This is a genomic window from Rhodococcus sp. T7 (assembly GCF_009872365.1).
In the GTDB taxonomy this organism is placed as follows: Bacteria; Actinomycetota; Actinomycetes; order Mycobacteriales; family Mycobacteriaceae; genus Rhodococcus_F.
This window is the reverse complement of the sequence record NZ_WXYH01000389.1, coordinates 920,972-944,719: the sequence shown is the minus strand read 5'-3', so window position 1 is coordinate 944,719 and position 23,748 is coordinate 920,972. Positions and strand designations below refer to the sequence as shown.

Here is a 23,748-nt window from a genome sequence, read left to right as displayed (position 1 = left end):
CAGTAGTGATTTTGGTGAGCCGCAGCGTGGAAATCCAGGGAATGTGATCCATGCCATCGCACAATTTTTCGGACTCCTCCGCCGTGTGCTGGGTGGCCTGACTCTTCGTTGCGAGGCCTACGCCCGGATGTGGATCGTTGTGGCTCGGTCGGTGGGGGCGAAAGCGGTGCGCGTGCAGGGTGTTCCGATGCTGGGGGCCGACCTGCTGTGGCCGAGTTGGCTCGGCGCCGAGGTCGTCTGGGCCTCGACAGTCGGGGCAGGACCGTTGTGGGAATGGTGAACTCGGTTCCTCCGCCGAGAGGTATCAGGTAGTGCGGGCTGGTGAGCAGCTGCCGCGGCACGGGGATTCCCCTACCCTCGGTGTCGAGGCGGATGCCGTCATCCCGGCTCGGGGTCGACAGGAAAGGGCACTTCCATCGCTCGTAGAGGTGGGTGCGGCCACCGATTTCCCTGGCCGATCAGTTGGCCCTCGCGCAAAGAACGCGCGCCTGAATGGTCGCGCGGACGGTACGCGCCACCCGTCGGCGTCATGTGTCGGAGGGTGTTGATGCTGGTGCGGTTCAGGTGGGGGAGAGGATGGCGCTGTGGTCGGCGATGATCCGGGCGACGAGGTCGCGGCCGGGGCCGTGGTCGAGGGGCAGCGGGGTCGTGGTGGGGTCGGCGGCCAGGGCGGGGTGGGGCGTGATCGCCGGATCGGACGTCAGGACCCAGGCGAGGGTGTCCTCGTTGTGCCGGGCCCGGTAGGCGAGCCCGTCGATGTCGGGGTCGGCGGCGCGGATGGCGTGCGCCCACCGGCGGGTGGTGACATAGTGCCGGGCTTCGCACTTGGTGAGCCAGAGGTCTTGTCCGACCGCCGAGAGGTGCGGTCCGTGGAGTGCGGCGACGGTGAGGGTGCGGGTGACGGTGAGAGCGGTGAGGGTGCGGCCGGCCACCGCGCTGGCGGGCACGATCCGGGCGATCGAAGGGTCCAACGGGAGGTCCCGGCAGATGCTTTCGGCGACCGCACCGTCGGGGCTGTCGGCGATGTAGAGGTAGGCGTAGCTGCCGTCGAGAGAGTCGAACCGGCCACCGGCGAGCTCGTCGGGCTGCGCGGTTGGGTTCGGGGCATGCGGGGCGCGGCGGCTGCTGTGCACCCGCCACACCACTGTTCCCGCAGCCAGCACGGTCCGGTGCGCCGGCCGGAGTAACCCTCCGGCCGGTGGTTCGATATTCGGCATCAGCCGGGCAGCACCTCGGAGGCGAGCCGCTCGAGCTTCCGGTCGGCTGCGGGGTTCGGGTCGACCGCGAGATCGGCCGGGGTCTGCCCCTCGGGCAGGCGGGTGGAGGGGCTCAGCCACCACGACGCCACCCCCCACGGGTCGGTGGCCGCACCGAGGGCCGTGTTGATCGCGGCGACGGCGCCGCGGACCGAGGCGGTGGGCTCGTCGAACTGGAACGCCGGGTAACGGTAGCCGTTGCCGACGGGGAGGGCGACGACCTTGCCGGTGGTGCGGAGCCTCGAGGCGACGGTGCGATCGGCGGCGGGCCGGTGCAGGACGGCGGCGACCTGGCCGGCGGTGAGCATCGGGTGGTCGAGGATGTGCCGGCGGGCGGCCTGCTCGAGGTCGGCCTGGGTGATGGCGTCGTCGACGAGGTCGGCCCCGATGCGGGCGGCCTGGGTGCGGTCGGTCAGGGTCGGTGCCATCGCCAGCAGCGCGGTGACCTGATTGCGGACCAGGTGCATCTCGGGGCGGGCGGCGAGTTCGGAGGCGACGACGTCGATCAGTTCGGGGGTCGACAGATCCGACAAACGCCGTTCGTCCGGCGACGGTGCGGCGTGCGGGCGGTCGCCGGTGCGGGTGTAGCGGCCGGTGGCGGTGTCTCGGCGCAGCCGGTAGCCGGCGAGCTTGTGGTGCCGCCGCGGAGAGATCGATCGGTGGGTCGACATGAGCACTCCTTGCTACGTTTGCACCGATATCTTACACTGTTGCTTTCGTTGCGGCGAGAAGGCGCGTTGACTCATCCAAAATGCCCGCGTAAACCCCTTCGTTGCCTCACGTGAGAATGCCCGCGTCGCGGCGTGTCGACCAACGTCGGTGTGTGGTCGAGGGTAGGGCCGGAGGATGGGACTGACCATGGCCGAACGCAGAGCCGTCACCACGGCGATCGCGACCCGCTACAAGCGCGCCGATAAGCCGGGCAAGGCGAGGATCCTCGACGAGCTGTGCGCCACGACCGGCTGGCATCGCGACCACGCCCGCAAGGCCTCGCGGGCAGCGTTGACCCCGAAGGTGGTACGTCCCCGGACAGCACGCCCACCGATATACGGACCGAACGTTGTTGCGGCGTTGATCTTCTGCTGGGCGGTGCTGGGAATGCCGGGCCGGCAAGCGGCTGGCACCGGCGCTGCCCGACCTGGTGCCCATCCTGCGGACGTTCGGTGAACTCGACATCGACGACGCCACCGCAGTGTTGCTGGTGGGCATGTCCGCGGCCACCATCGACCGACGGCTGGCGCCCGAACGCAAGAAGCACGTCCTGCGGGGCCGTTCGCACACCAAACCCGGCACCTTGCTCAAGTCGCATATCCCGATCCGCACCTGGGCGCAATGGGACGATGTCGTGCCCGGCAACGCCCGAGATCGACCTGGTCGGACACGAGGGTGGCAACGCGATCGGCGAACACTGGTACACACTGACGGTCACCGACATAGCCACCGGCGCGGCCGTGAACCGTTCGGTGCCCAACAATGCCCGCAAATGGGTGGTCACCGCGCTGGAGGAGATCGCGAGCATCCTGCCGTTCCCACTGCTCGGGGTCGACTCGGACAACGGCAGCGAGTTCATCAATCATCATCTGCTCGACTGGTGCGAGAAACGGCAGATCACCTTCACCCGGTCGCGGCCGGGGAACTCCAACGACGGCGCTCATGTCGAGCAGAAGAACTGGGCGGTCGTGCGCACCATCGTCGGCTACCTCCGGTACGACTCACCCGCAGAATTGGTGTTACTCAACACGATCTGGGTGTTGCAATCGCAGTTGACGAACTACTTAGGCCCGCAGCAGAAATTGATCTCCAAGGTGCGGAACGGCGCGAGGTGATCAAGAAAGACGACATCTCCGTACCACTGAAAACCGGAATCGCCTCCGACCCACCAGGATTGCTTCCCCAGATCGACTACCTCACCCACCAGGACACCGTCGACGACCTGCTCGCCTTCTTCCCCGGCGCCACCCGAGCAGACCTACCCGACGGCGAGGGATGGGCGATCGAACGCGTCTCGATGACCACCCACAGCGGCACCCACCTCGACGCGCCGTACCACTACGCCTCGACGATGAACCGCGGTGAGCGCGCGATCACCATCGACGAAGTTCCCCTGGACTGGTGCCTGCAGCCCGCCGTGAAACTCGACTTCCGCCACCTCGACGACGGCTACGTCGTCACCCCCGACGACATCGACACCGAGCTCGACCGCATCGGTCACACCCTCAGCCCACTCGAGATCGTCGTGGTCAACACCTCCGCCGGCACCCGGTACGGGCACGACGACTACGTGTCGAAAGGCTGCGGCATCGGGCACGACGCCACCGTGCACCTGCTCGAACAAGGCGTACGGCTGACCGGGACCGACGCCTGGAGCTGGGATGCACCCTTCACCTACACCGCCGACCGCTACGCCCGCGAGCATGACAGCTCCGTGATCTGGGAGGGCCACAAGGCCGGACGGCAGATCGGATACTGCCACATCGAAAAACTCCACAATCTCGAAGACTTACCCTCCACCGGGTTCCAGGTGTCCTGCTTCCCCGTGAAAGTCCACGCCGGATCCGCCGGCTGGACCCGGGCCGTCGCCATCATCGACGCCCAAAATCAACCCAACGCCGCCCGTCATGGTGCGCAACTACGCCGCAACTGATGCGCACCGGTGCGCATCGACGTCGCAACTGTGCGCAACACCGCGCAACAGCTCGAATGTCTTGATGTTCATCACCTTTGAAATTCTATGGGACCAATCGTGTGGCTGCCGAATACTTTCACCTGCCTACGTGGCCGATCGTCCACCCATAGCCGGGGAGTCGTGGTACTCGCGTAGCGCACACGGAACATCGGACCACCGCGCCACAACTCGATCCGTTGCCTGCCGACGGCCTCGGCTCGGCGCGAGGTCGCCGTCCGAGTATCAATGGCAACGACCCGTGTCGGGCCCGCACCAACCGAGCATTAACCGGCGAGGGTATCCATCAGCTCGGTGGCCAGCAGCGCGGCATTGATCGACACCTGGGCAGGGTTACCGATGCCCTCTTCGGCCCTGCCGGCCATCTCGGCCCCGGTCGCGGAAGCGTTGCCGAACAGCTCGGGTAACCACGCGAGGGCGTGTTCGGTGGTGGTGGCGCTGATCGGGTCGGCGAGGAGTCGCCGGAACGCGCCGGCCAACTCGTCGGGCTCGGAGGCGACGAGCATCCGGTAGATGTCGTGGGCGTCCTTGTTCTGCAGGCGTCCCGGGGTGCCGAGGCGTTCGTGGATCTTGTGGATTTTGGCGACCAGGAGCGCGGCGGTGCCGGCGACCCGGACGTCGTAGACGCGGTAATCGGCGTTGTCGAGGGCGGTGATGGCCATGACGGTGTTGTCGACGACGCAGCCTTCGAGGCCGGTGGCGATCCGCATCGCGTTCTTGGCGTGCGGGGGCAGCCGCGGTGAGCGACCGGCGGTGCTGGTCCGGTTGGACAGGGCGGAGGGGACCATCAGGTCGACGGGGATGCCCTGCCTGTTGAGCCATGCGCCGGGCTGCCCGTTGGTGTTCAGGTAGAACCCGGCACCGGTCAGGGCGTCCTCGAGGTGCGGGTCGTCTCTCAGGTCGCGGGGGTTGACGGCGAGGTCGCTGTCCTTCGTCGACTCGGCCAACGCGACGACGGCGGCTCCGCTGCGCAGGTACACCGCCTGCGCGCCGATCACGATCAGCGCGTCGCGGTGATCATCGAGGGCGTGCAGGGCGTCGAGGAGTGCGCTGCGGGCTTCGACGAGGAGGTTATCGCCGCCAGGCTGATTCATGGGCCTGCATCCATTCTATGAGTTCTTCGCCTTCGGCCGGGTTGCGTCCGGGACCGGACAGCAGGTCGACGGCGACCTGCTCGATCGCCGCGATCGTGTACCCGTCCCTGGCCTGGGAGGTGTTGTCGAAGACGACCGAGTATTCCGGTTCTCCGAGAATCACGTTCGCCGCTTCCGCGGTGTCGGGGTCGACCGGGTGCAGGCGCCACTTCCTGGCCGCTTCGTCCAGATTCTCGGTGTAGATGAACGCGGCCCGCGCCGGCGCGTACGGTGCCCACTCGGCCGCGGCGACGGATCCGGTGACCGCGTACCGGAAGCTCGGGTTCTGTTCTTTCGCAAGCTTTTTCAGCAGTGATGGGACACCGCGGGGGTCGATGAACTGATACGTCTGGGTGTTGTCGACGAAACTGTAGTCCCGGCTCCACCGGCGGAGCAGCTGCGGCCAGTCGGTGACCTCGAACCTCTTGTCGGCGGTCCTGGTGACCAGCTCCTCTTCCTGCAGGAGTTCCAGGACGCGGTAGGTCGCACCGGTGGAGACCCCCGCCTGTGCGACGAGTTCGCGCGCCGACCACGGCCCGTTTTCTCGGACCAGGGTGCGGACGAGCCTGGCGGCGGGCTCACCCTTGAGCGTCGCCCTAGGCCGGCCCGGACCCCGGAACGGGTCCTGGGCCGCGCCCCGGTCGCGAAGGACCAGCGCCGGCCGCCGTGCGGTGACCATCACGTTGCCCGTCGTATCGATGTACGACAAATTCAGCTCACGCAGGAGTTCTTGCAGGGGAGGGGAGATGTAGCGGGCCATCACCAGTCCCTGGGCGGGGGTGTCGTCGGTGACGGTGCCGAGGCGGCGGGCCACGACGCCGATATCGCGCCGATTCAGTACCTGCTTCACCTCGACCAGGAAGCTGGCGGTATCGCCGTCCGGTGTGGTGATCCAGAGTTGCCCGTCAGCGCTCGGCTCGTTCCGGTTGTGGGCGGTGTTTGCCTCGGACCGGGCATTCCAGTCTTCCGGTGCGAGGCCTTGGAGTAACTGGGTGCATTGGCGGAGGATGGCTCGCTCGTTCGTTGTCGCGGACATCGCAGCACCCCTCTCCTGTGTTCGCTTTAATATAGCATTCCGTTGCAATGCGGACTGCCGTAGTTTTCCGAACAATCGACGCCGAGGACCTCTGACCGCAGTCCCGACGTTCGGGTTATGATCATGTTCCGGTGTTCACCGGAATCTAAGAATTGCGTGATTTCGGAGGCGGTCGATGTCGGACGGATCAGTGCCGGTCAAGAAGTCTGCAAGTCCGTATTCGACTGGCGGTGGCGGTGTCCGGTTGGAACACCGCTTGGGGGCTCACTACCTGACTCGGTTGCTGACCGGTGGCGTCGAAACGGAGTTGGGGGACCGTGCGCCGGTACGGGTGGACTTTCAACAGTCACCTGCGACGACGGTCGACGACCTGGTGTTGACCGCGCCGGCGGCTGATGGTGGCTCGAGTGTCCGACTCGAGATCGCGGTCCGCCGAACACCGAACGGTTGCGTCCATGAAGATGGTGTACGAGCTGGGGATCGAAAGTACCGGCGTGTCGTAACCAGAAGAGCGTCCTGGTGCGGCGGCCGGACCGTGCCGGGAAACCGTGGAAGCGGCAGCCGGGTCTGCATTCCGATAGATCGCCTGAGGTTTACCCGGCGGCCACCCGGAAACCCATGCGATCCACAGCCTCCGACACACGGCGCGGCGACCACTCGACCCGGAAACCACCCACCGAAAATCGAGGTTAACCGGCTAATCGGGACATATGCGCACGTCAGAAGCGACTCGCACACAGGTGTGGTACTTGTACTGCGAGGAGAGTAGGACTACGACTGGTCATATGACGGACCAACTCAAGCTGCGTCCAGATCCGGGCGCAGCGACCGTCGATGTCGGGTAATCGTCTCGGGCACGCCGGCCATGTAAGCAGGCTGGCGAGCAGGTCGACGACTGCTCGTGGGCCCAATACCGCTGATGGGCAGTCTGGTCCGTGTGGGCGTGACGGACCATAGTCGCTTTGGGAACCAGGCGTCCCGGGCAATCCGTTGGGTTCCTCGGCGTTGACCCCGACATGCCTCACCCGAGGACGGTGTGTTGCCAGCCTTTCCGTTCACACATCGCGCGACAACGGACGTCTGGATGGATGCTGTTGTCGGGCATCTTATCTAGACAGTTACTCAGTTTCGGGATGTCGTGATGTTGACGCCCGCGCGTGGCCGGCTGGAGGTGGTTCACTGCAACGGCGATGAACCATTCCGACCTCGAGCGCTGAGAACTGTGCTGCGATTAGCCGGTCAAAGTTACGACAATGCTCTCGCCGAGACGTTCTTCCAAGGCCTCAAGAGGGAATGGCTGCACGGACGCAGCTAGACGTCGAAGTCGCAGGCACGGCTGGAGCTGTTCGACTGGCTCTCGTACTTCAATCGGCGTCGCCGTTCACTCCGCCCTCGGCTACCTCACACCAGCCGAGTTCGAACAACGGCTGATCGCGTCGTCTACGCTGTCAATCGCCGCATGAAATCCGGTGTCCACTCCCGAGGGGCAACCTCAGTCGCGGGATTTACCCGACACCGTGGCCACATGGGGATCGCTGTCATGGACGGAACAACCCGGGTGGCGCTACCACCTCCGGGGGCCACCATTTTGGCCGCGATCCCTGGAGTTTATCGGTATGAATCGCGGGCAGCGATACCCTGAGGACACGTTTTTGAAAGGTCTGGCATGATGTGGTTCCGCTGGTCGTGTCGTCGGGGTTCGCTGCATCGTGGGACGACGGATCCGAGCACTCGATACGATGGCTGAGAATGATCCCTTCGGCACCCAGCGCGACGCGGCTACCGCGGTCGTTGCGGACTTGTGTGCGGCTGGTTTCGAAGATGCCCAGGAGATCGGGCACGGTGGATTCGGGGTGGTCTACCGGTGCACCCAGATTGCGCTGGATCGGATCGTGGCGGTAAAGGTGCTCACCGTTGCACTCGACGAGGAGAACCGGGTCCGGTTCTTCCGGGAACAGAAGACGATGGGCCGGCTGACCGGTCATCCGAACATCGTGAACGTCTTGCATGTCGGCGAAACCGCGGGCGGGCTGCCCTTCATCGTGATGCCGTATCACCCGCAGGACTCCCTCGACACACGGATCCGGCGAGTGGGTCCGCTGTTGTTGGATGAGGCACTGCGGCTGGGGGTGCGGGTGTCCGGTGCGGTCGAGACGGTGCACCGGCTCGGCATCCTGCACCGCGACGTCAAGCCCGGCAACATCCTGCTCACCGACTATGGCGAACCTGCACTGACCGATTTCGGTATCGCGCACATCGCCGGGGGCTTCGAGACCGCCACCGGCACCGTCATCGGGTCACCGGCGTACACCGCCCCGGAGGTGCTCGAGGGCGATCCGCCGACCCCGGCCTCGGATATCTACAGCCTCGGCGCCACGTTGTTCAGTGCCCTGACCGGGCATGCCGCGTTCGAACGGCGCAGTGGTGAGCAGGTGGTGGCGCAGTTCCTGCGGATCACCACCCAGCCGGTGCCCGATCTGCGCGGGCACGGCCTCGACGGCGACGTGTCGGCCGCGATCGCCCGCGCGATGTCCCGCGACCCCGGGGAGCGGCCGGCCACCGCCGCGGACTTCGGTGAGCAGTTGCGCCGGATCCAACGCGAGCGCGGGCTTCCGGTCTCCGAGATGGCCCTGCAAACAGTCCATGGTGCGTCGGAAAGCATGGGGCAGCATTCGTCTGGCGGTCAGCGCCGATCCACAGAACCGTCCCCTCAAGGCGGCGGGGGTGCGAAGGGGAACCTTCCGCTGGAATTGACCAGTTTCGTCGGCCGTCGCCATGAGCTGACCGAGGCGAAGAACATGCTGGCCGGGTCCCGGCTGGGGACGTTGGCCGGGATCGGGGGTGTGGGTAAGACCCGGCTGGCGCTGCGGGTCGCGGAGACTGTGCGTCGCGACTACCCGGACGGGGTGTGGCTGGTCGCGCTGGGTGAGCTGCACGAGGGGTCGTTGCTGGTGGATGCGGTGGCCGGAGCCCTGGGGTTGCGGGACCACGCCGCGACGTCGCTGCGCGCGGTGCTGGTGGAATTCCTGACCGAACGGAAGTTGCTGCTGGTGCTCGACAACTGTGAACAGGTGGTGGACGCGGTCGCGGAGCTGACCGAGACCCTGCTGCGGGCCTGCCCCGGGTTGCGGGTCCTGGCCACCAGCCGCGAACCCCTCGGCATCGGCGGGGAGGCAGTGCTGCGGGTGCCACCGCTGGCCGTCCCCGACCCGGACCGCCGGCCGTCGCTGCGGGGGCTGCCCAGCTACGACGCGGTGACGTTGTTCACCGAACGCGGCGCCGCCGCGGTTCCCGGTTTCGCGCTCACCGAGGACACCAAGGACGCGGTGACGCGGATCTGCCAGCGGCTGGACGGGCTGCCGTTGCCGATCGAGCTCGCAGCAGCCCGATTGCGGGCGATGTCGCCCCAGCAGATCCTTGGGCGGCTCACCGACCGCTACGCCCTGCTCACCCGCGGCAGCCGGGACGCGCCGTCGCGGCAGCAGACCCTCCGGCTGTCGATCGACTGGAGTTTCGAGCTGTGTACCGTCCGGGAACAACTCGTGTGGGGGCGATTGTCGGTGTTCGCGGGCAGCTTCGAACTCGATGCCGCCGAGCAGGTGTGTGGCGCGGATCTGACCGCGGTCGAGCTGGACGACGCGGTGACCTCCCTGGTGGACAAGTCGATCCTGATCCGGGAGGAGTCCGGGGCGGTGGTGCGATTCCGGATGCTCGAGACGGTGCGCGAGTACGGCCGTGAGAAACTCGAGCAGACCGGCGAGTACCTGCCCCTGCGACGCCGGCACCAGGACTGGTACCAGGGGTTGGCGGTCGACGCGGAGGCCGACTGGATCAGCGCCCACCAGCTCGAGTTGATCTCCCGCCTGCGCCGGGAGCAGCCGAACATCCGGGAGGCGCTGGAGTTCTGTGTGTCCGACGACCCTGCAGCGGGGCTGCGCACCGCCGCCGCGCTGTTCCTGTTCTGGCTTTCCCAAGGCCTCTTCAGCGAGGGACGGCGCTGGCTCGGCCGGTTCCTGGTCACCGAGGGCGGCACACCGACCCTCGACAGAGTCAAGGCGTTGTACGCGGCCAGTGTGCTAGCCGAAGTTCAGGGGGATCTTCCGGCGGGTGCCGCGCTGATCGAAGAAGGGCGGATGCTCGCCACGCAGACCGGCGACCCCATGATGGCCGCATTCGTCGACTACGCCGACGCGATCCTGGCTCTCTACGACCGGGATCTCGCGAGAGCGTGCGCGCACTTCGAAGGCGCCCTCCCAGTAGTCGACGCGGGCGATAACCGCGTACTCCAGACCGGTGCTCGCAGCATGCTGGGCGTGGCCTACGAACTGCGCGGCCAGACGCAGCGCGCGATCGAATACCACGAGCAGGTGCTCGCGATCACTGAAGCATGCGGCGAAGCGATGCACCGGTCGTACTCGCTGTGGGCCATGGGCGTTGCCGTGTGGCAGCAGGGTGACACTGCTCGTGCGGTGCGGTTACTCGAACAGGCGCTGCAGCTGACCAGGCAAGCCAACTTCCCGCGCATCGCCGGGTCCTGTCTCGAGGCGCTGGCCTGGGTCGCCTGCGAACTGCGCGACGCGCCCCGGACGGCGGTCCTGCTCGGGTCCGCGGAGGAACTGGGGCGGTCGGTGGGCACCGTCGCGGTCGTGTACCCCACCCTGCTCGACCACCACAACGAATGCGAGCAGAAGGCGCGTCAGGCACTCGGCGAAAAGGCATTCGAGGCGGCCCACCGCCGGGGCCTGCAATTGGATTTTGACGCGGCCATCGCCTACGCCCTCGGTGAGCAACCCCCGCCGGCACCGGCTCCGGCGACCGGTACGGAGGTGAGCCTGACCAAGCGGGAGCGCGAGGTTGCCGGGTTGATCGCCGAGGGCATGACCAACAGGGCGATCGCCGCCAAGCTGGTGATCGCCGAACGGACCGCCCAGGGACACGTGGAGCACATCCTGACCAAGCTCGGGTTCACCTCCCGGGCGCAGGTCGCGGCCTGGGTCGTCGAGCAGACACATGACGCGCCTCACCGGCACAGCTGATCAATATGACACCTCCCCTCTGGCGTGGTGGTGCGGGCGAAGACGCTGGACTTTGCTGTCCCGCAGCATGTTCGGCCGATACTGCCACGGGCACGAGGCCTTCGGCTCCGTACGGCTCGCCGGTGACCGCGACCAAACGGGACCGGCGCGGTCGACGGAACGAACTACGTCGCCCCCTTCCAGGTCTCGGTCCCCGTCCTTTTCGCCAACACCACCCTGGCAACGAAGGCAGGGGTCACCACACCGCCGACGACGACCTCCGAACTCCTGGAAGCGGCCCGACGGGTCAAGGCCTCCACCGGCATGGCATCGGTCAACATGCCCCGTGACGCCGGTTCCGCGGATTGGTACGCCCAAGCGCTGATCCAGAGCAGCGGCGGCACCTTCGTGTACCCGGACGGAACGCCCGGATTCGACACCCCGGAAGGACGGCGCGCCTTGTCGATATGGGAGAACCTCGGCGCCGAAGGACTTCAGGACCCCATCAGCGCCGCAGACGCCTTCACCGCATTCACCTCGGGACGACTCGCCTACTACACCGGCAGCCCGGCCCAGTCGGCCTCGGCGCAGAAGGCTGTGGGTGACGCGTTCGAGTGGACAGTCACCGACCTGCCCATCCCCGACGGCGGGAAGTCATCGCTGTCCGTGGGCGGAAACGACTTCATCGTCCTCTCGGACGACGCCTGCCGCGCCGCATTCGCCAACGAAATGATCTCCGACCTTCTCGACCCGGAGATCATCGCGGCCAGCTCAAAGACCTACAGCTACATCCCCGTCGATACCGAGGCGGCCACACAGCTCGCGACGGACCCGGCCGCAACCACCCAGCTCGGCTACTCGTGGACCTACACCGGAACCCCGACACCCTGGGGCGGCTGGCACGGTGCCGCCACGCCTCGGGTGAACGCCCTGCTGAAAGCGATGGCCGAGCGACTGACCACAGGCGAGGACACCAACACCGTCGTTCCCGAGACCGTCCGACGCATCACCTCGGCGGTGAAATGACATGAGCGCCATCAGCATGCGGGGAGTGTCAAAAAGGTTCGGCGACACCATCGCGGTGCACGACCTCGACCTCGACCTCGCAAGCGGAGAAAGTCTGGTCATCCTCGGACCGTCCGGCTCCAGAAAATCAACCCTGCTCCGAATTCTGGCCGGACTCGAGACCCCGGACACCGGTGAGATCCGGATCGCCGACGTCCTGCAGACGGCCTACCACCGCACCGCCGGGACGTCGCGATCGTGTTTCAGCACTTCGCGCTGTACCCCCATCTGTCCGCCCTGAACAACATCACCCTCGGGCTGCGGCACGGCCTCGGATTGTCCAAAGCGCGGAAGCACACGCGCGCGCCCACGACATCGCCAAGCGGCTCGCAATCCGAGACCTGTTGCCGCGGTTGCCCCGGCAGATGTCAGGCGGTCAACGTCAGCGGGTCGCGCTAGGACGGGCACTGACCCGCCAGGCCGGCGTCGTACTGCTCGACGAGCCGCTGTCCGGATTGGACGCCCAGTTGCGGCTGGCGCTGCGCGCGGAAATTGGAACGATGCTCAGGGCAACCGGGGCGACAACCGTGCACGTCACACACGACCAGGCTGATGCCATGGCCATGGCCGATCGAATCGCACTGGTACACAACGGTATCGTCGAGCAGATCGGCACCCCCGAGGAGCTGTACCGGCGCCCAGCCTCGATCTTCGTCGCCACATTCATAGGTACACCACCGATGACGATGTTCAACCCGAATGACGATGGCGACACACCGTTCGGCCCGCTCGCGCCGACCGCTCGCCTGGTCACCCTCGGCATACGACCCGAGCAGGTCTGCATCGGACGAAATTCCCACCCATGGACGGCCAGGGCCAGGGTTCGCTTGATCGAGCACGAGGGCGCCTCGTCAGTGCTGCACCTGGACTGCTCGGGAGCACCACTGCGTGCGCGCATCGCCGCGGATACCCGCGTAGAAATCGGAGGGGAGATCGTCGTCGGCTGTGACCCAGTACATGTTCACGTGTTCGACCGCGATAACGGGATGCGGTTGGGCTCGGCGGCTGCGTTCCTCGAACCCTCCCGCGGCTGATCGCGGATCGATGCCACACCGCGCGATCGACGACAAGAAATTCACAGCTGCGAAGCGCAATTCCGACCAGGGTGCGCCCCGATCAGCGGCGTGTTCATAGCGGCTCGAGACCAACTGTCAGGTCCCGGTCATCTCCAGCAACTCTCTCCGCGGCGTTCTCCGCCGGATCGCCGACGAGATGCTGCGCGATGTCCTCGACTACGAAGGCAAGTTACCGTTGGCGGTCGCCCACACCCTGCGCACTGGCGGCGCGATCGTGAAATCCAGGTGGAACCGATCACCGGCCAGCGCCTCCACCACGTCCGTGAAATGGTGCCCCGGTGAGTGTTCGGCTTCTTACGTGTCGGGCACGTGGTCCCCGATCGTGACCGAAGCGATTCCGATCCAGCGCCGCACCCTACGGGGGTGCGATCCCGTCGCGTTTCAACATCGATTGCTAGGACCGGGCACATCGAACGACGGACCGGCATCATCGCGCCAGATGATCGATCTCACCGCGTGGGGCCGAGCGGATAGCCGCGATCACCGGTTGCCGCGCTGTCGATCTCTTCCGTCGACATGCCGAGCAGACTCGTGCTGATGTCGCGGCTCTGCTCGCTGGCGAGCGGTGCCTGTCGCATCGGCAAGTGGGGAATGGTGGCGAGTGTCCGACCCGTGCGGTGATCGGCAACGCACTCGGCGAAAAGTCGTGTTCTACGAGGGCAAGCTAGCGCAGCACGTCCCGGGCTTGAAGACGCCGTTGCCGGTAGCAGGCCCAGTTCCCCTTCATGGGCCGCTGCACCGCGTCACCGTCAATTGCCTGCCGGGCACCGCAGAATCGTCGAGCGAGTATTCGTCGGTCGGGCCCCTCACTTGATCACTAAGCCTGCGTCGATCGGCAGCTGAACACCGGTGACGTACCGGGCGGCGTCGCTGACCAGCCACAGGATCGCGTTGCTAATGTCCGTCGGCTCGACCCAGGCGATGGGAAGGGCGTTGAGGGTGGCGAACGAGTCGGCGACCTCTTCCCGCGTCACCTCCGACGGATTCCGGTCCGGGAGGAACACCTTGTAGGTTTCTTCATTCTGGATCATGTCGGTGTCCACCGACGTCGGGTGCACGGAGTTGACCCTGATCATGTGCGGGGCAAGTTCATTGGCCATCGTCTTGACCAGCCCAACCACACCGTGCTTGGCGGCGACATAATGCGAAAGGTTCGCCAGCCCCTTGATTCCCGCTGTGGAGCTGGTCAGCACGATTGCGCCACCGTTGTCGTTGGCCTTCAGATGCGGGACGGTGGCCCGCACGGTCTTGAACACCCCCGACAGATTGATGTCGATCATGTCGTCCCACAACTCATCGGTGAGATCCTCGATCGTTCCGAAGCTGGCGATTCCGGCGTTGGCCAGCACAATGTCGAGCCTGCCCAGCTGCGCCACCCCGTCGTCGACGGCTGCCTTCAGCCCCGCACTGTCGCGAACATCGGCCTCGGTGGCGATGATTTGTCGGTCGAGTGCCTCCACCTGCCGGACGGTCTCTTTTAGATCCTCGGGGGCGGCCAGTGGGTACCCGACCGATCCGACCTGGGCACAGATGTCCGTTGCGATGATGTCGGCGCCCTCCTGCGCCAGTCGGAGCGCGTGGCTGCGCCCCTGACCGCGGGCGGCGCCGGTGATGAAGGCAACCTTGCCGTCGAGCAGACCCATTCGTTCTCCTTCGAAGACGTCGGCGACCGGTGAGGCCGTCGGAACTCATTGACGTGTGACCCAGATGTCAGCAAATGTCTTGTCGCACGAAACACTAGTAGGTGCAGGCAGCGAATGGCTGTCCCAATTTGGGATTTGAACGTCTGTCGCAAATTGTGACACAAGACGATCCGGGCTTCAGCCTGGCGTCAGTGTCGGTGCACTGCCATGTGATTCGCCGCAAAGCAGTGTCAGTCGGAGTTGCCATCGGTGTCGTTCACATTCGTTGACCCCAATGTTTGCGGCGGATGCGACAGACTCAGGGGACGCGGGGCGCATTTCGGCGGAAACTCTGGTGGGCACAAAATCATCGCCACTGAATGCTTCCGCGAGTGTCACTGCAGAGGAACCGCGCCAGCTGGGACTTCGGGTATCGGATCAGCGGGTGACCATGTCCGTCCGATCCCAGATCGCACGCATGCTGGTTATCTTGGCGTCGTCGTCGAACGTCATCACGTCGATGATGGAGAGGTCGATCTTCCTCTCACCCCTGTGTGTGGTGAGCGTGAAATTGAAGGCCGCAGTGTCGGCGGCGATCCGGACGATGCCGAGCTCGACGGTCTGCTCGAGCGGTTCGACGATGCCGTAGAGCGCGCGGATCGACTCCTCAGTGGTCCGGAGGTCGGTGCCGACCGGGTCCTCGACCGTCGCGCCCGGCGCGTACAGCGCCAGCACGTCGTCGACGGTGCCCGAGGCCACCGACTTCACGTACGACTCGATAGTGTTCTGAATGCTTTCGCGTGACGGCGCCATGCCGGTTCCCTTCGGATGGTCGAATGTGATCTGGACGAGGCCGTACCGGCGTGCGAGAGAGTCTGTCGGCGGGAGTCGAGCAACTTGAATCCCGAGTATCGACGGTGAAGTCACGGTCGCCCGATATCGTCCAGGCCGCGACCGCCGGATCAGCCTTCTGCCGAGTGTAATCCACAATCGGCGACTCTGACGCGCGGGCGCCCACCATCTGCGTCCTCGGCATGCCGGATCGGGGTGTCGGACTTACCTATATCCGAGGGCTCACTCCGCGGGTCGATACGCAGCGAGGTGCGGGAAGCGGTATGGCCATCGCAATTTGGTGTGGTCTGTTGCCCGTCCCAAAGTGACACATCAAGTATCGGACCGACTCGATACGGTTGACGATGGCTTCGGTCTTCGTCGTCGAGCGCAGCGACGGGCGCGTCAGGAGATGGCTTCACCAGAGCGAATCCAGTTGTCAATACGAGAGAGGGCTCGGCAGTAGATGTATCCTAATGAGTCGGTCATGGCGAAGCCCGAACGACCAGCGGTGATCGTCGGAGGCTCCGGCGATACGCTGAGATACGGTGAGTTCAATTCCGCAGCAAATAGATTGGCCCACCTATTTCGATCGCACGGTCTCGAACGACGTGACCATGTCGCGTTCTTCCTCGAAAACGGTTCAACGCGACTTGTAGCGGACTCCGCTGCAGAGAGGACGGGTCTGTACTTCACCGGAATCGACGCGAAGTTCTCCGCCGATGAGGTGGCGTGGATTATCAATGACTCGACGGCCCGTGTCGTGGTGACCAGCGCCCGACTCGGGGAGGTCGCCCGCCTGCTGCCGGCGCGCTGTCCCAAGGTCGAACTCTGGCTGATGGATGGCATCGATCAGCCAGACGGTGAGTTCGAACCCTACGCGAAGACTGTGGGCATGTTTCCCGATACGCGTGTGACGAACGAGCGTCTAGGTGTCGCGATGCCATATACCTCCGGCACCACCGGTCGACCTAAAGGCATTTTCCGGCCGATACCCGATGTCGCCCCAGGAGAACCGCTACCGGTATTCAAGCGGGCCGGCGAGACTTATCAGTTGCGGCCGGGTAACGTCCTTCTCGTTCCCGGTCCGCTCCATCACTCCGCAGCTCAGATCCCAGCAGCGCTGACTATCAGGCTGGGCGGCACCGTGGTGATCATGGAAAGATTCGACGCTGAGACCTTTCTGGAGTATGTCGATCGATATCGTGTGACGCACTCACTCGTGGTGCCCACCATGATGTCGAGAATGCTCGCGCTGCCGCAGTCGGTGCGTGACCTGTTTTCCTTGGACTCTTTGGAAGCGCTCGTCCACGGCGCGGCGCCGTGCCCGACGTCGGTCAAAGCCGAAATGATCGACTGGCTTGGCCCCATTGTGTTCGAGTATTACGGCGCGTCCGAAGCGAACGGAAGTACTCTCTGCACCTCGAAGGAATGGTTGGAGCGACCCGGCACGGTCGGTAAGGCCTCCTTGGGCGAAGTGGTAATTCTCGACAAAGACGGCGACGAGTGCCCACCCAGGGTACCCGGCGACGTGTGGTTTCGTGGCGCAACCAACTTCGTCTACTTCAACGACGAGGACAAGACCGCGAAGAGCACCGATCCGTCGGGCACCATGAGCACGACCGGCGACATCGGCTATCTCGACGAGGACGGGTACCTCTTCCTCACCGACCGGTCAGCCAACGTCATCATCTCCGGCGGGGTCAATATCTACCCGCAAGAGATCGAGAACGTTCTCGCCAATCATCCCGACGTTGCTGACGTCGCGGTCGTGGGTGTGCCGCACCCAGACCGCGGTGAGGACGTCAAGGCAGTGGTTCAGCTTCGCTCTGGGGTCGAAGTTCTCCCCAGCACGCCGCAGCACCTTATCGACAGCTGCGAAGGCCGCCTCGCAAAGTTCAAATGGCCTCGTTCGATCGATTTCGTGGACGAGGTTCCCCGGACCGGGCCAGGAAAGCTCGACAAGAAGACGATCCGTACCTGGTACTGGAAGGGCACGGGCTCGATCATCCGCTGAGCTCACCGCGGATCCCATTTGAAGGAACGAGCGGGCATCACAATTCGCACGAAGCTCGAATAGCACATAGACCGCCGGGGCGACGTCGCCCGAGATGAAAGGCAGGCCATGGGCCGGACGAACATATGGGCGCTCGGTGGACATCAGACCGACTTCGCCCGCAACATCACCCGCGAAGGCGGAGACTTCGCAACACTCATCAAGGAGCTGATCGACCACACCCTCGAAACGTCCCAGGTCGAAGTCGGGGACATCGACGTCATACATGTAGGCAATGCATTTGGTGAGCTATTTGCGCACCAGGGACATCTCGGTGCCCTCCCCGCTGCGGTGGAGCCACACCTGGTTGGGATTCCGGCCTCACGCCATGAGGCCGCATGCGCGTCCGGAAGCATGGCGTTGCTCGCCGCAGTCGCTGACCTCGGCGCCGGCCACTACGACTGCGCGCTCGTGTTGGGGGTGGAACTCGAAAAATCTGTGCCCGGCGATCAGGCCGGCGCGATCATGGGTAGCGCCGCATGGGCAGGACACGAGGGCCGGGACGCGACTCACATGTGGCCGTACATGTTCGACCTCGTCCGCGCCGAATATGTGCGCCGGCAAGACTTGGACTATGAGTACTTGCGGGCAATCGCCGAACTCAACCTTCGCAATGCGAGGTCCAACCCGTTGGCCCAAACGAGAGGTTGGAAGCCCCTCGACGTGCTAGGGCCCGACGGTGTCGACGACACGCTCAATCCGTTCGTCGAAGGGGGCCTTCGACGAACGGACTGCAGCCAGATGACTGACGGCGGCGCCGGCATCGTGTTGGTATCCGACGCCTATCTAGAGCGGCAACGAGGCAGCGCTCGAAGGAGAGCGACACGGGTGAAGGGTTGGGGACACCGCACCTCGACGATCGACCTGCAACAGAAGCTGGCACTCTCCGAGGGCGGGCCCTTTGTTATGCCAGCATTACGTCAAACCGTCGAGCAGGCGCTCGCAGCGGCTTGTTTGACGGTCGACGACATCGACACATTCGAAGTCCATGACTGCTTCTCGATCTCGGAATACGCCATCATCGAGCACCTCGGCCTCACTCCCCCGGGGGAATCCTGGAAGGCAGTCGAGTCCGGGCAGCTCGAACGGGACGGCAAGACACCGATCAACCCTGGCGGCGGCTTGATCGGCGGTGGGCATCCGGTCGGCGCGACCGGGATTCGCATGTTCCTCGACGCCCACAACCACGTTCAGGGCGTGGCTGGCGCCATCCAGATCGAGGGCGCACGCAACGCGATGACCGTGAACTTCGGAGGAAGTATGTCCACCATCGCCTCTTTCGTCCTCGGCGTCGACGAACCCTGACCAGGTCGCGATGCGCGGGGGCGGTGTCTCCTATTGCCGCCCCCATCGCGATGCCTATCTGGCCACTGGTCTGGCAGAGCTGAATTTCTCGACGGCCTCGGTGAAGGTCATCCGACTTGTGGATCGGACGTTCCGGCGGAGACTCGCTACGCACGATCTTCGCCGCAGTAGTCTCGTGAGGCAAGCTGTCGCTACGCAATCGTGACACCCAAATAGGCCGCAACCTTGCTGACTTCCCTCCCCGGTGATGGCCATCTCGACACGTTTGACGCGGTCGGCTCGGCGAGCACGTGTTCGCCGGGATTTGCCGTGACCTCCGCTCGAGATCTCACCGCGGTTGATTTTTGTTCCAGGGTTTGTGACACCGATTCTGGTTCGGTTGTCCACGTCACGGCGTGGGGGTTGGGGTGTTCGCCGAGCCTTTCGGTCCTTGCGGGCCGGCGGCGGGGGCGGGGCGGGTAGATCCGCGAACCGGGGCGCACCCGAGCCTGGGACAACCGCCGGGCGGGGGCTGCTCCCACAGTCGGCGCGGGTCTTCGGCGACGGGGCGGTCGAGCCGCAACCTGGTGGGCGGCCCGACGATCACCATCAGGTTCACACGGTCCGCGGCCGCGGGCCGCGGATCTTCGGTATGGTTCCCTCGGTTGTCCGGAGACTTCTCTATCCGGCTCCCGTGAGCTTTGGTTGTACGACGTCGTCGACACCGGTGGAAGCAAACTCCTCGATCATGCAGGTATGGGATGGGACGGCCACCAGGATGGCGGCGGTGTGTCGGGCCGGTGGGATCACAATGGTTCCGCCACTCACTGATGAGTTACCACCAAATCGAGTTGACCCCGGTCTCGGGCTACCTGTCGTTCACCGAGCGCGAGGAGATCGCTCTGTTGCGACCGCAGGGCGTGAGTATGCGGGAAATGGCAACCGGATCGGAGGGCATAACCACGCCGCGCCGCACGATCACTCCGAAGAGCACTTGATGCTGACCGAAAGGTATTACCGTCAAACAGGTTCAGCAGAATCCACGACCCGTGTGACCACTCACGAGATCGTCTGTTGTTCACCCCGGCTGCATCGGCCTTAGAAATGGCCAAAAAGCTCGGCCTATTTCGCAAGGACACGGGGACCGTCGCGCATCAGTTCGCGACATTCTGAGACAACGACAACGACAACGGCGTGCGCGAAAGCCGGACGCTTCCGGCGTGGTGCTGCGAGCGCGGATCTGATGCTCCTGTAACGCGGACTACCTCAATGAGTGCGGAGACCTGGACTCGGATTTCACGTTCGTCCTGTGGTCGCGGCCACTCGGGCGCCCGTGGGCCTATCCGGCGGTCTGCGACCTGGTGCGGAGGTTACGCGAGCACGCCGGCCGGTCCGATCGTGGACGGATGGGCTGGCATCTCTGAGGGCACCCGAACGGGGACATGTGGTTTGGCCCTGCTCCTGATGCCGGACTGCAATTGAGAACCAGTCAGCGAAGCTGGCTCCGCCGCAATTGTCGGGTGGTCCGAGCCGTGCAGCATTCGGCGGCGAGCTGCCAGGAGGACAGGTGCACGAATCCGACGGCGGCCTCCGGGGACACGTGACGGACACACCCGACCGGCGCCGGAGGGCTCCCGGTGTCGGCGGAACAACATTGCAGTCCGCCTCGGACACCAGCGCGCCCGCGGTAGGGCCGCGCAGCACCACGACACACTCCGGTGTGACCAACCCGGCGGCCGCGTAGATTGGCCGGCTGTGTCGGTGGACACCGCATCGACCGTCGCCACAGGACTCCTTCGAGTCCTTGCCGAGCACCCGCAGCCGACGGCGACCGCAATCCACATCTGGCAACGGAGCGACCGCGCTGCGCAGACCTCCGAGTATGATCGCCTACACCATCGCCCGATCCCGGTGTGTGCGCAGCGACGAGATGAACACGTCCACCGCGTCGGCGTCGAGGGACTCGGATAGCAACCGCGGCTGGCACACCAGTCGGCCTCCGGCCTGGGGTCGGCCAGGCCGGGATGTCGGAGCAGTCCGCGAAGCCGACGCCGTCGTACTACACGGGCCGGGGTGAGGGCACCAATGATCGGCGCGCACCCCCGGTCATCACCAGGTACTCGAAGGCGGCACCGATCACCCGCACCGGAACGCTCATACGCACGACCGTCGCCATCGAGCTCGCCGTGCGGGTACCGCACCGTGGCCCTCTGGATCGACCTGGGCAGCATCCACGTCCGTTCTCGTCGACGTCACAAACGTCAGTATTGCTCTCGCACGACTGCCACCGACCGCGAATTCCGCACCGAGACCGGCGACCGAGATCTGAAAGAACGACGAAGACGATGATGATGGCCCGACCGGCGCCACGCGGACCTATCTTCGGGCGTGTCCGTCGCGAGAGGTCAAGCCCAATTTCACTCCCAGTTGTCGGCGGTGCCAGATTTCGGTACCGAGGGCGGTGGCGTTGGCTCGGGCTCGCTTGAGATACAAATGTGCCGGATGCTCCCAGGTGAAACCGATACCGCCGTGAACCTGGATCATCTCCTGCGTGGCGCGTAGTGCCGCACGAGAACAGACGACGTGGGCGAGGGAGGACGCAATCGCCAGGTCGGGGGAGTTCTCGGCGGCACAGTTGGCCGCGTAACGGGCTACGGCTTTCGCTTCGACGATGCTGACCCATACGTCCGCGAGTCGGTGTTTGACAGCTTGATAGGAACCAATGAGCCGACCGAACTGTGTTCGTCGAAGAGCGTGTTGGACGGTGAGTTCGAGACACCGTTCGGCTATGCCGAGTTGTTCGCTGGCGATCATCGCCACCCCAATCGTGGCGGCGTGATTCAATGCGACCGCTACTTGTGGCCCCGCTGCCAGAACTCGACCTTCCACATTCTCGAAGTGGAGGTCTGCGAGCGGTCTCGTCTGGTCGAATGCGATCGCGCTGTGGATCTGAACGGTGGCCGGGTCAACAGCGATCAGGGCGTCACCGGCTGGGACGAGGAGTACATCGGCCCCGATCGCCCCTGCAACCAAAGACACGTCACCCTGGATGTTCCCACCTGACCACGCTGGCTTTGTGGTGCTCGGCTCTTGTAGGCGGGGCCAAGGGGCGGCGACCGCGGCGACCAGCGAGCCGTCGGCGATTTGGCCGAGCATGTCGCTGTCACCGAGTCCCTGGAGCACTGCTAGTGCGATGACGGCACTGGTCAGAAAGGGCACGTCAGCAACAGCACGTCCGAGTTCTTCGACGACAACGGCCGTTTCGGACCAACTGGCACCGTGCCCGCCTCGGTCTTCGGGAATCGGGAGTCCCGCGCACCCCATTTCTCCAGTGAGTCTTTTCCAAACGTGGTCCGCAGTATCGGCCAGCTCGGTACGCGCGAGTACTTCGGTCCAGTCGCAGTGCTGGGACAACATCGCACGTAGTGCGGATCGCAGGTCCTCGGACTCCGGTGAGTAGAGCAGTGCTCCGGCATCGGTCATCGCTCGAGGTCCTTCCAGGCGATTTCGCGGTCGTGGTTTGTCTCGGCGGGGAGTCCGAGGATGCGTTCGGCGATGATGTTGCGCATGATCTCTGAAGTGCCTGCCTCGATCGAGCTCGCACGGGTGCGGAGGTAGGTATAGGCGGCGTCACGGACTACGTGCTCGTTGGTCCCGGGCCGTCGCATTGTCCAGTCGGTGTAGCGGAGCGAGTTGTCACCGAGCAGTTGCAACCACAAGGTCGAGGCCGTTTGCTTGAACACCGTGGACGCCAGCTTCAGGCCGGATCCCTCGGGGCCGGGGCGACCGGCCTCCTCCAGCTGTGCCAGACGTGCAGCCAACAACCGCAGGCTCTCCGCGCCGATCCACGCGTCGATGATGTCGCGTTCGACGTCTGGGTCTCGACCACCGGCATTCCATGCGGCGATGATGTCGGAAATCATCCCCACTCCCCGGGGCTGTGGGTCCCGGGCTGCTGCCATGCGTTCGTTGGACAGGCTGGTCTGGGTTACCGACCATCCAGCACCAACGGCACCGATGCGGTTTTCGTCTGGAATCACCACGTCGGTCAGGAAGACCTCGTTGAACTCGGCTTCCCCGGTGATCTGGCGTAGCGGACGTACGTCAACTCCGTCTGCTTGCATGTCGCACACAAAGTAGGTGATGCCCTGATGCTTCGGCACATTCGGGTCGGTGCGCGCGAGGAGGAGTCCCCACTTGGCGTCCTGAGCATGGGAAGTCCAGACTTTCTGTCCGTTCACCCGCCAGGCGTCATGTTCGCGTACTGCCCGGGTACCGAGGGCTGCGAGATCCGAGCCGGCGCCGGGTTCGCTGAACAACTGGCACCAAATCTCTTCCGCTGTCCACAGGGGCTTCAGCCATTTCTTCTGCTGCTCTTCTGTCCCGAACGTCAGGATCGTTTGCGCTGCAACATTTGTCCCTCCGGGATTGCGGTTTGGGTTGAGCCGCTCTGCGCCTGCGCGCTCCAAGGACTCCTCCACAGCACCCTGGAACGCCGCATCGCAGCCAAGGCCGCCGAGGCCGAGGGGCTTGTCGACCCATGCGAGACCGGCATCGAATCTGGCTCTCAGATACGCGACAGGATCTGTCCGCTCCGGTGGATACCGATCTATGAAGTCGCGTACGGAGGCCATTACCTCGTCGAAGGTACGAGCCTGCGAGTCGTCCGGGCGCAGCGTACTGGGCATGTC

17 protein-coding genes and 4 pseudogenes are annotated in these 23,748 nt (G+C 65.0%); 12 read left to right on the top strand and 9 right to left on the bottom strand.

What is annotated here, in order from left to right; all coding sequences use genetic code 11:
• Positions 1-280 (top strand): hypothetical protein (locus tag MLGJGCBP_RS52850; protein WP_236581510.1); only part of this gene is annotated, 280 nt, incomplete at its 5' end.
• A gap of 280 nt (positions 281-560) precedes the next feature.
• On the opposite strand, the gene MLGJGCBP_RS48455 is transcribed toward MLGJGCBP_RS52850, so the two are convergent.
• Both MLGJGCBP_RS48455 and MLGJGCBP_RS48450 read right to left on the bottom strand, forming a co-directional pair.
• Entirely contained in the window at positions 561-1,217 is a 657-nt protein-coding gene (locus tag MLGJGCBP_RS48455) for an RES family NAD+ phosphorylase (protein WP_160101073.1), read from the bottom strand.
• Positions 1,217-1,927, bottom strand: coding sequence for a hypothetical protein (locus MLGJGCBP_RS48450; protein WP_160101071.1), 711 nt, complete (start codon positions 1,925-1,927; stop codon positions 1,217-1,219). Before MLGJGCBP_RS48450 ends, MLGJGCBP_RS48455 begins: the two co-directional genes overlap by 1 nt.
• Positions 1,928-2,102: 175 nt before the next feature.
• Between MLGJGCBP_RS48450 and MLGJGCBP_RS54600 the strand changes: the two are divergent.
• Positions 2,103-3,079 (top strand): annotated as a pseudogene (locus tag MLGJGCBP_RS54600) (integrase catalytic domain-containing protein); the annotation flags it as partial.
• A complete protein-coding gene (locus MLGJGCBP_RS48440; RefSeq protein WP_160101069.1) occupies positions 3,079-3,900 on the top strand; it encodes a cyclase family protein in 822 nt (273 codons plus the stop codon). The pseudogene MLGJGCBP_RS54600 and the gene MLGJGCBP_RS48440, both read left to right, overlap by 1 nt.
• A 305-nt stretch (positions 3,901-4,205) precedes the next feature.
• Here MLGJGCBP_RS48440 and MLGJGCBP_RS48435 read toward each other — a convergent pair whose 3' ends face one another.
• Positions 4,206-5,033 (bottom strand): hypothetical protein, encoded by an 828-nt coding sequence (locus MLGJGCBP_RS48435; RefSeq protein WP_160101067.1) that lies wholly within the window; start codon positions 5,031-5,033, stop codon positions 4,206-4,208.
• The gene (locus MLGJGCBP_RS48430; RefSeq protein WP_160101065.1) at positions 5,011-6,108 is read right to left on the bottom strand and encodes a hypothetical protein; all 1,098 of its coding nucleotides are present in this window, start codon (positions 6,106-6,108) and stop codon (positions 5,011-5,013) included. The genes MLGJGCBP_RS48435 and MLGJGCBP_RS48430 overlap by 23 nt, the downstream gene beginning before the upstream one ends.
• A gap of 1,237 nt (positions 6,109-7,345) precedes the next feature.
• Between MLGJGCBP_RS48430 and MLGJGCBP_RS48425 the strand changes: the two are divergent.
• The 6 genes and pseudogenes from MLGJGCBP_RS48425 to MLGJGCBP_RS52840 form a co-directional block, all read left to right on the top strand.
• Positions 7,346-7,571 (top strand): annotated as a pseudogene (locus MLGJGCBP_RS48425) (integrase core domain-containing protein); the annotation flags it as partial.
• A 276-nt stretch (positions 7,572-7,847) separates the two neighbouring features.
• Positions 7,848-11,144, top strand: coding sequence for a protein kinase domain-containing protein (locus MLGJGCBP_RS48420; RefSeq protein WP_160101063.1), 3,297 nt, complete (start codon positions 7,848-7,850; stop codon positions 11,142-11,144).
• A 162-nt stretch (positions 11,145-11,306) separates the two neighbouring features.
• Positions 11,307-12,149, top strand: a pseudogene (locus MLGJGCBP_RS48415) (extracellular solute-binding protein); the annotation flags it as partial.
• A 1-nt stretch (position 12,150) separates the two neighbouring features.
• Positions 12,151-12,429 (top strand): ATP-binding cassette domain-containing protein, encoded by a 279-nt coding sequence (locus MLGJGCBP_RS53465; protein ID WP_160101061.1) that lies wholly within the window; start codon positions 12,151-12,153, stop codon positions 12,427-12,429.
• A pseudogene (locus tag MLGJGCBP_RS54595) lies at positions 12,323-12,625 on the top strand (ATP-binding cassette domain-containing protein); the annotation flags it as partial. The gene MLGJGCBP_RS53465 and the pseudogene MLGJGCBP_RS54595, both read left to right, overlap by 107 nt.
• A 30-nt stretch (positions 12,626-12,655) precedes the next feature.
• Complete coding sequence (locus MLGJGCBP_RS52840) at positions 12,656-13,222, top strand: TOBE domain-containing protein (protein ID WP_236581512.1); 567 nt, start codon at positions 12,656-12,658, stop codon at positions 13,220-13,222.
• Positions 13,223-13,713: 491 nt separating this feature from the next.
• Here the strand turns inward: MLGJGCBP_RS52840 and MLGJGCBP_RS53460 are convergent, their stop codons facing one another.
• From MLGJGCBP_RS53460 to MLGJGCBP_RS48395, 3 genes are all read right to left on the bottom strand, one after another.
• The gene (locus MLGJGCBP_RS53460; RefSeq protein WP_268960791.1) at positions 13,714-13,842 is read right to left on the bottom strand and encodes a hypothetical protein; all 129 of its coding nucleotides are present in this window, start codon (positions 13,840-13,842) and stop codon (positions 13,714-13,716) included.
• Between the two features lie 228 nt (positions 13,843-14,070).
• Positions 14,071-14,907, bottom strand: coding sequence for a mycofactocin-coupled SDR family oxidoreductase (locus MLGJGCBP_RS48400; protein ID WP_160101057.1), 837 nt, complete (start codon positions 14,905-14,907; stop codon positions 14,071-14,073).
• A 417-nt stretch (positions 14,908-15,324) separates the two neighbouring features.
• Positions 15,325-15,699 carry a nuclear transport factor 2 family protein gene (locus tag MLGJGCBP_RS48395; RefSeq protein WP_160101055.1) on the bottom strand — a complete coding sequence of 125 codons (375 nt, stop codon included), beginning with the start codon at positions 15,697-15,699 and terminating at the stop codon, positions 15,325-15,327.
• A 505-nt stretch (positions 15,700-16,204) separates the two neighbouring features.
• On the opposite strand from MLGJGCBP_RS48395, the gene MLGJGCBP_RS48390 reads away from it, so the two are divergent.
• The 3 genes from MLGJGCBP_RS48390 (at position 16,205) to MLGJGCBP_RS48380 (ending at position 20,055) form a co-directional block, all read left to right on the top strand.
• Complete coding sequence (locus tag MLGJGCBP_RS48390; RefSeq protein WP_236581508.1) at positions 16,205-17,734, top strand: AMP-binding protein; 1,530 nt, start codon at positions 16,205-16,207, stop codon at positions 17,732-17,734.
• Positions 17,735-17,842: 108 nt separating this feature from the next.
• Positions 17,843-19,078 (top strand): acetyl-CoA acetyltransferase, encoded by a 1,236-nt coding sequence (locus MLGJGCBP_RS48385; protein ID WP_160101030.1) that lies wholly within the window; start codon positions 17,843-17,845, stop codon positions 19,076-19,078.
• 809 nt (positions 19,079-19,887) lie between these two features.
• On the top strand, positions 19,888-20,055 hold the full coding sequence (locus MLGJGCBP_RS48380) for a helix-turn-helix domain-containing protein (RefSeq protein ID WP_160101028.1): 168 nt from the start codon (positions 19,888-19,890) through the stop codon (positions 20,053-20,055).
• 1,378 nt (positions 20,056-21,433) lie between these two features.
• On the opposite strand, the gene MLGJGCBP_RS48375 is transcribed toward MLGJGCBP_RS48380, so the two are convergent.
• The gene (locus MLGJGCBP_RS48375; protein WP_160101026.1) at positions 21,434-22,540 is read right to left on the bottom strand and encodes an acyl-CoA dehydrogenase family protein; all 1,107 of its coding nucleotides are present in this window, start codon (positions 22,538-22,540) and stop codon (positions 21,434-21,436) included.
• The gene (locus MLGJGCBP_RS48370) at positions 22,537-23,745 is read right to left on the bottom strand and encodes an acyl-CoA dehydrogenase family protein (protein WP_236581507.1); all 1,209 of its coding nucleotides are present in this window, start codon (positions 23,743-23,745) and stop codon (positions 22,537-22,539) included. Before MLGJGCBP_RS48370 ends, MLGJGCBP_RS48375 begins: the two co-directional genes overlap by 4 nt.
• Between the last annotated feature and the right edge of the window lie 3 nt (positions 23,746-23,748).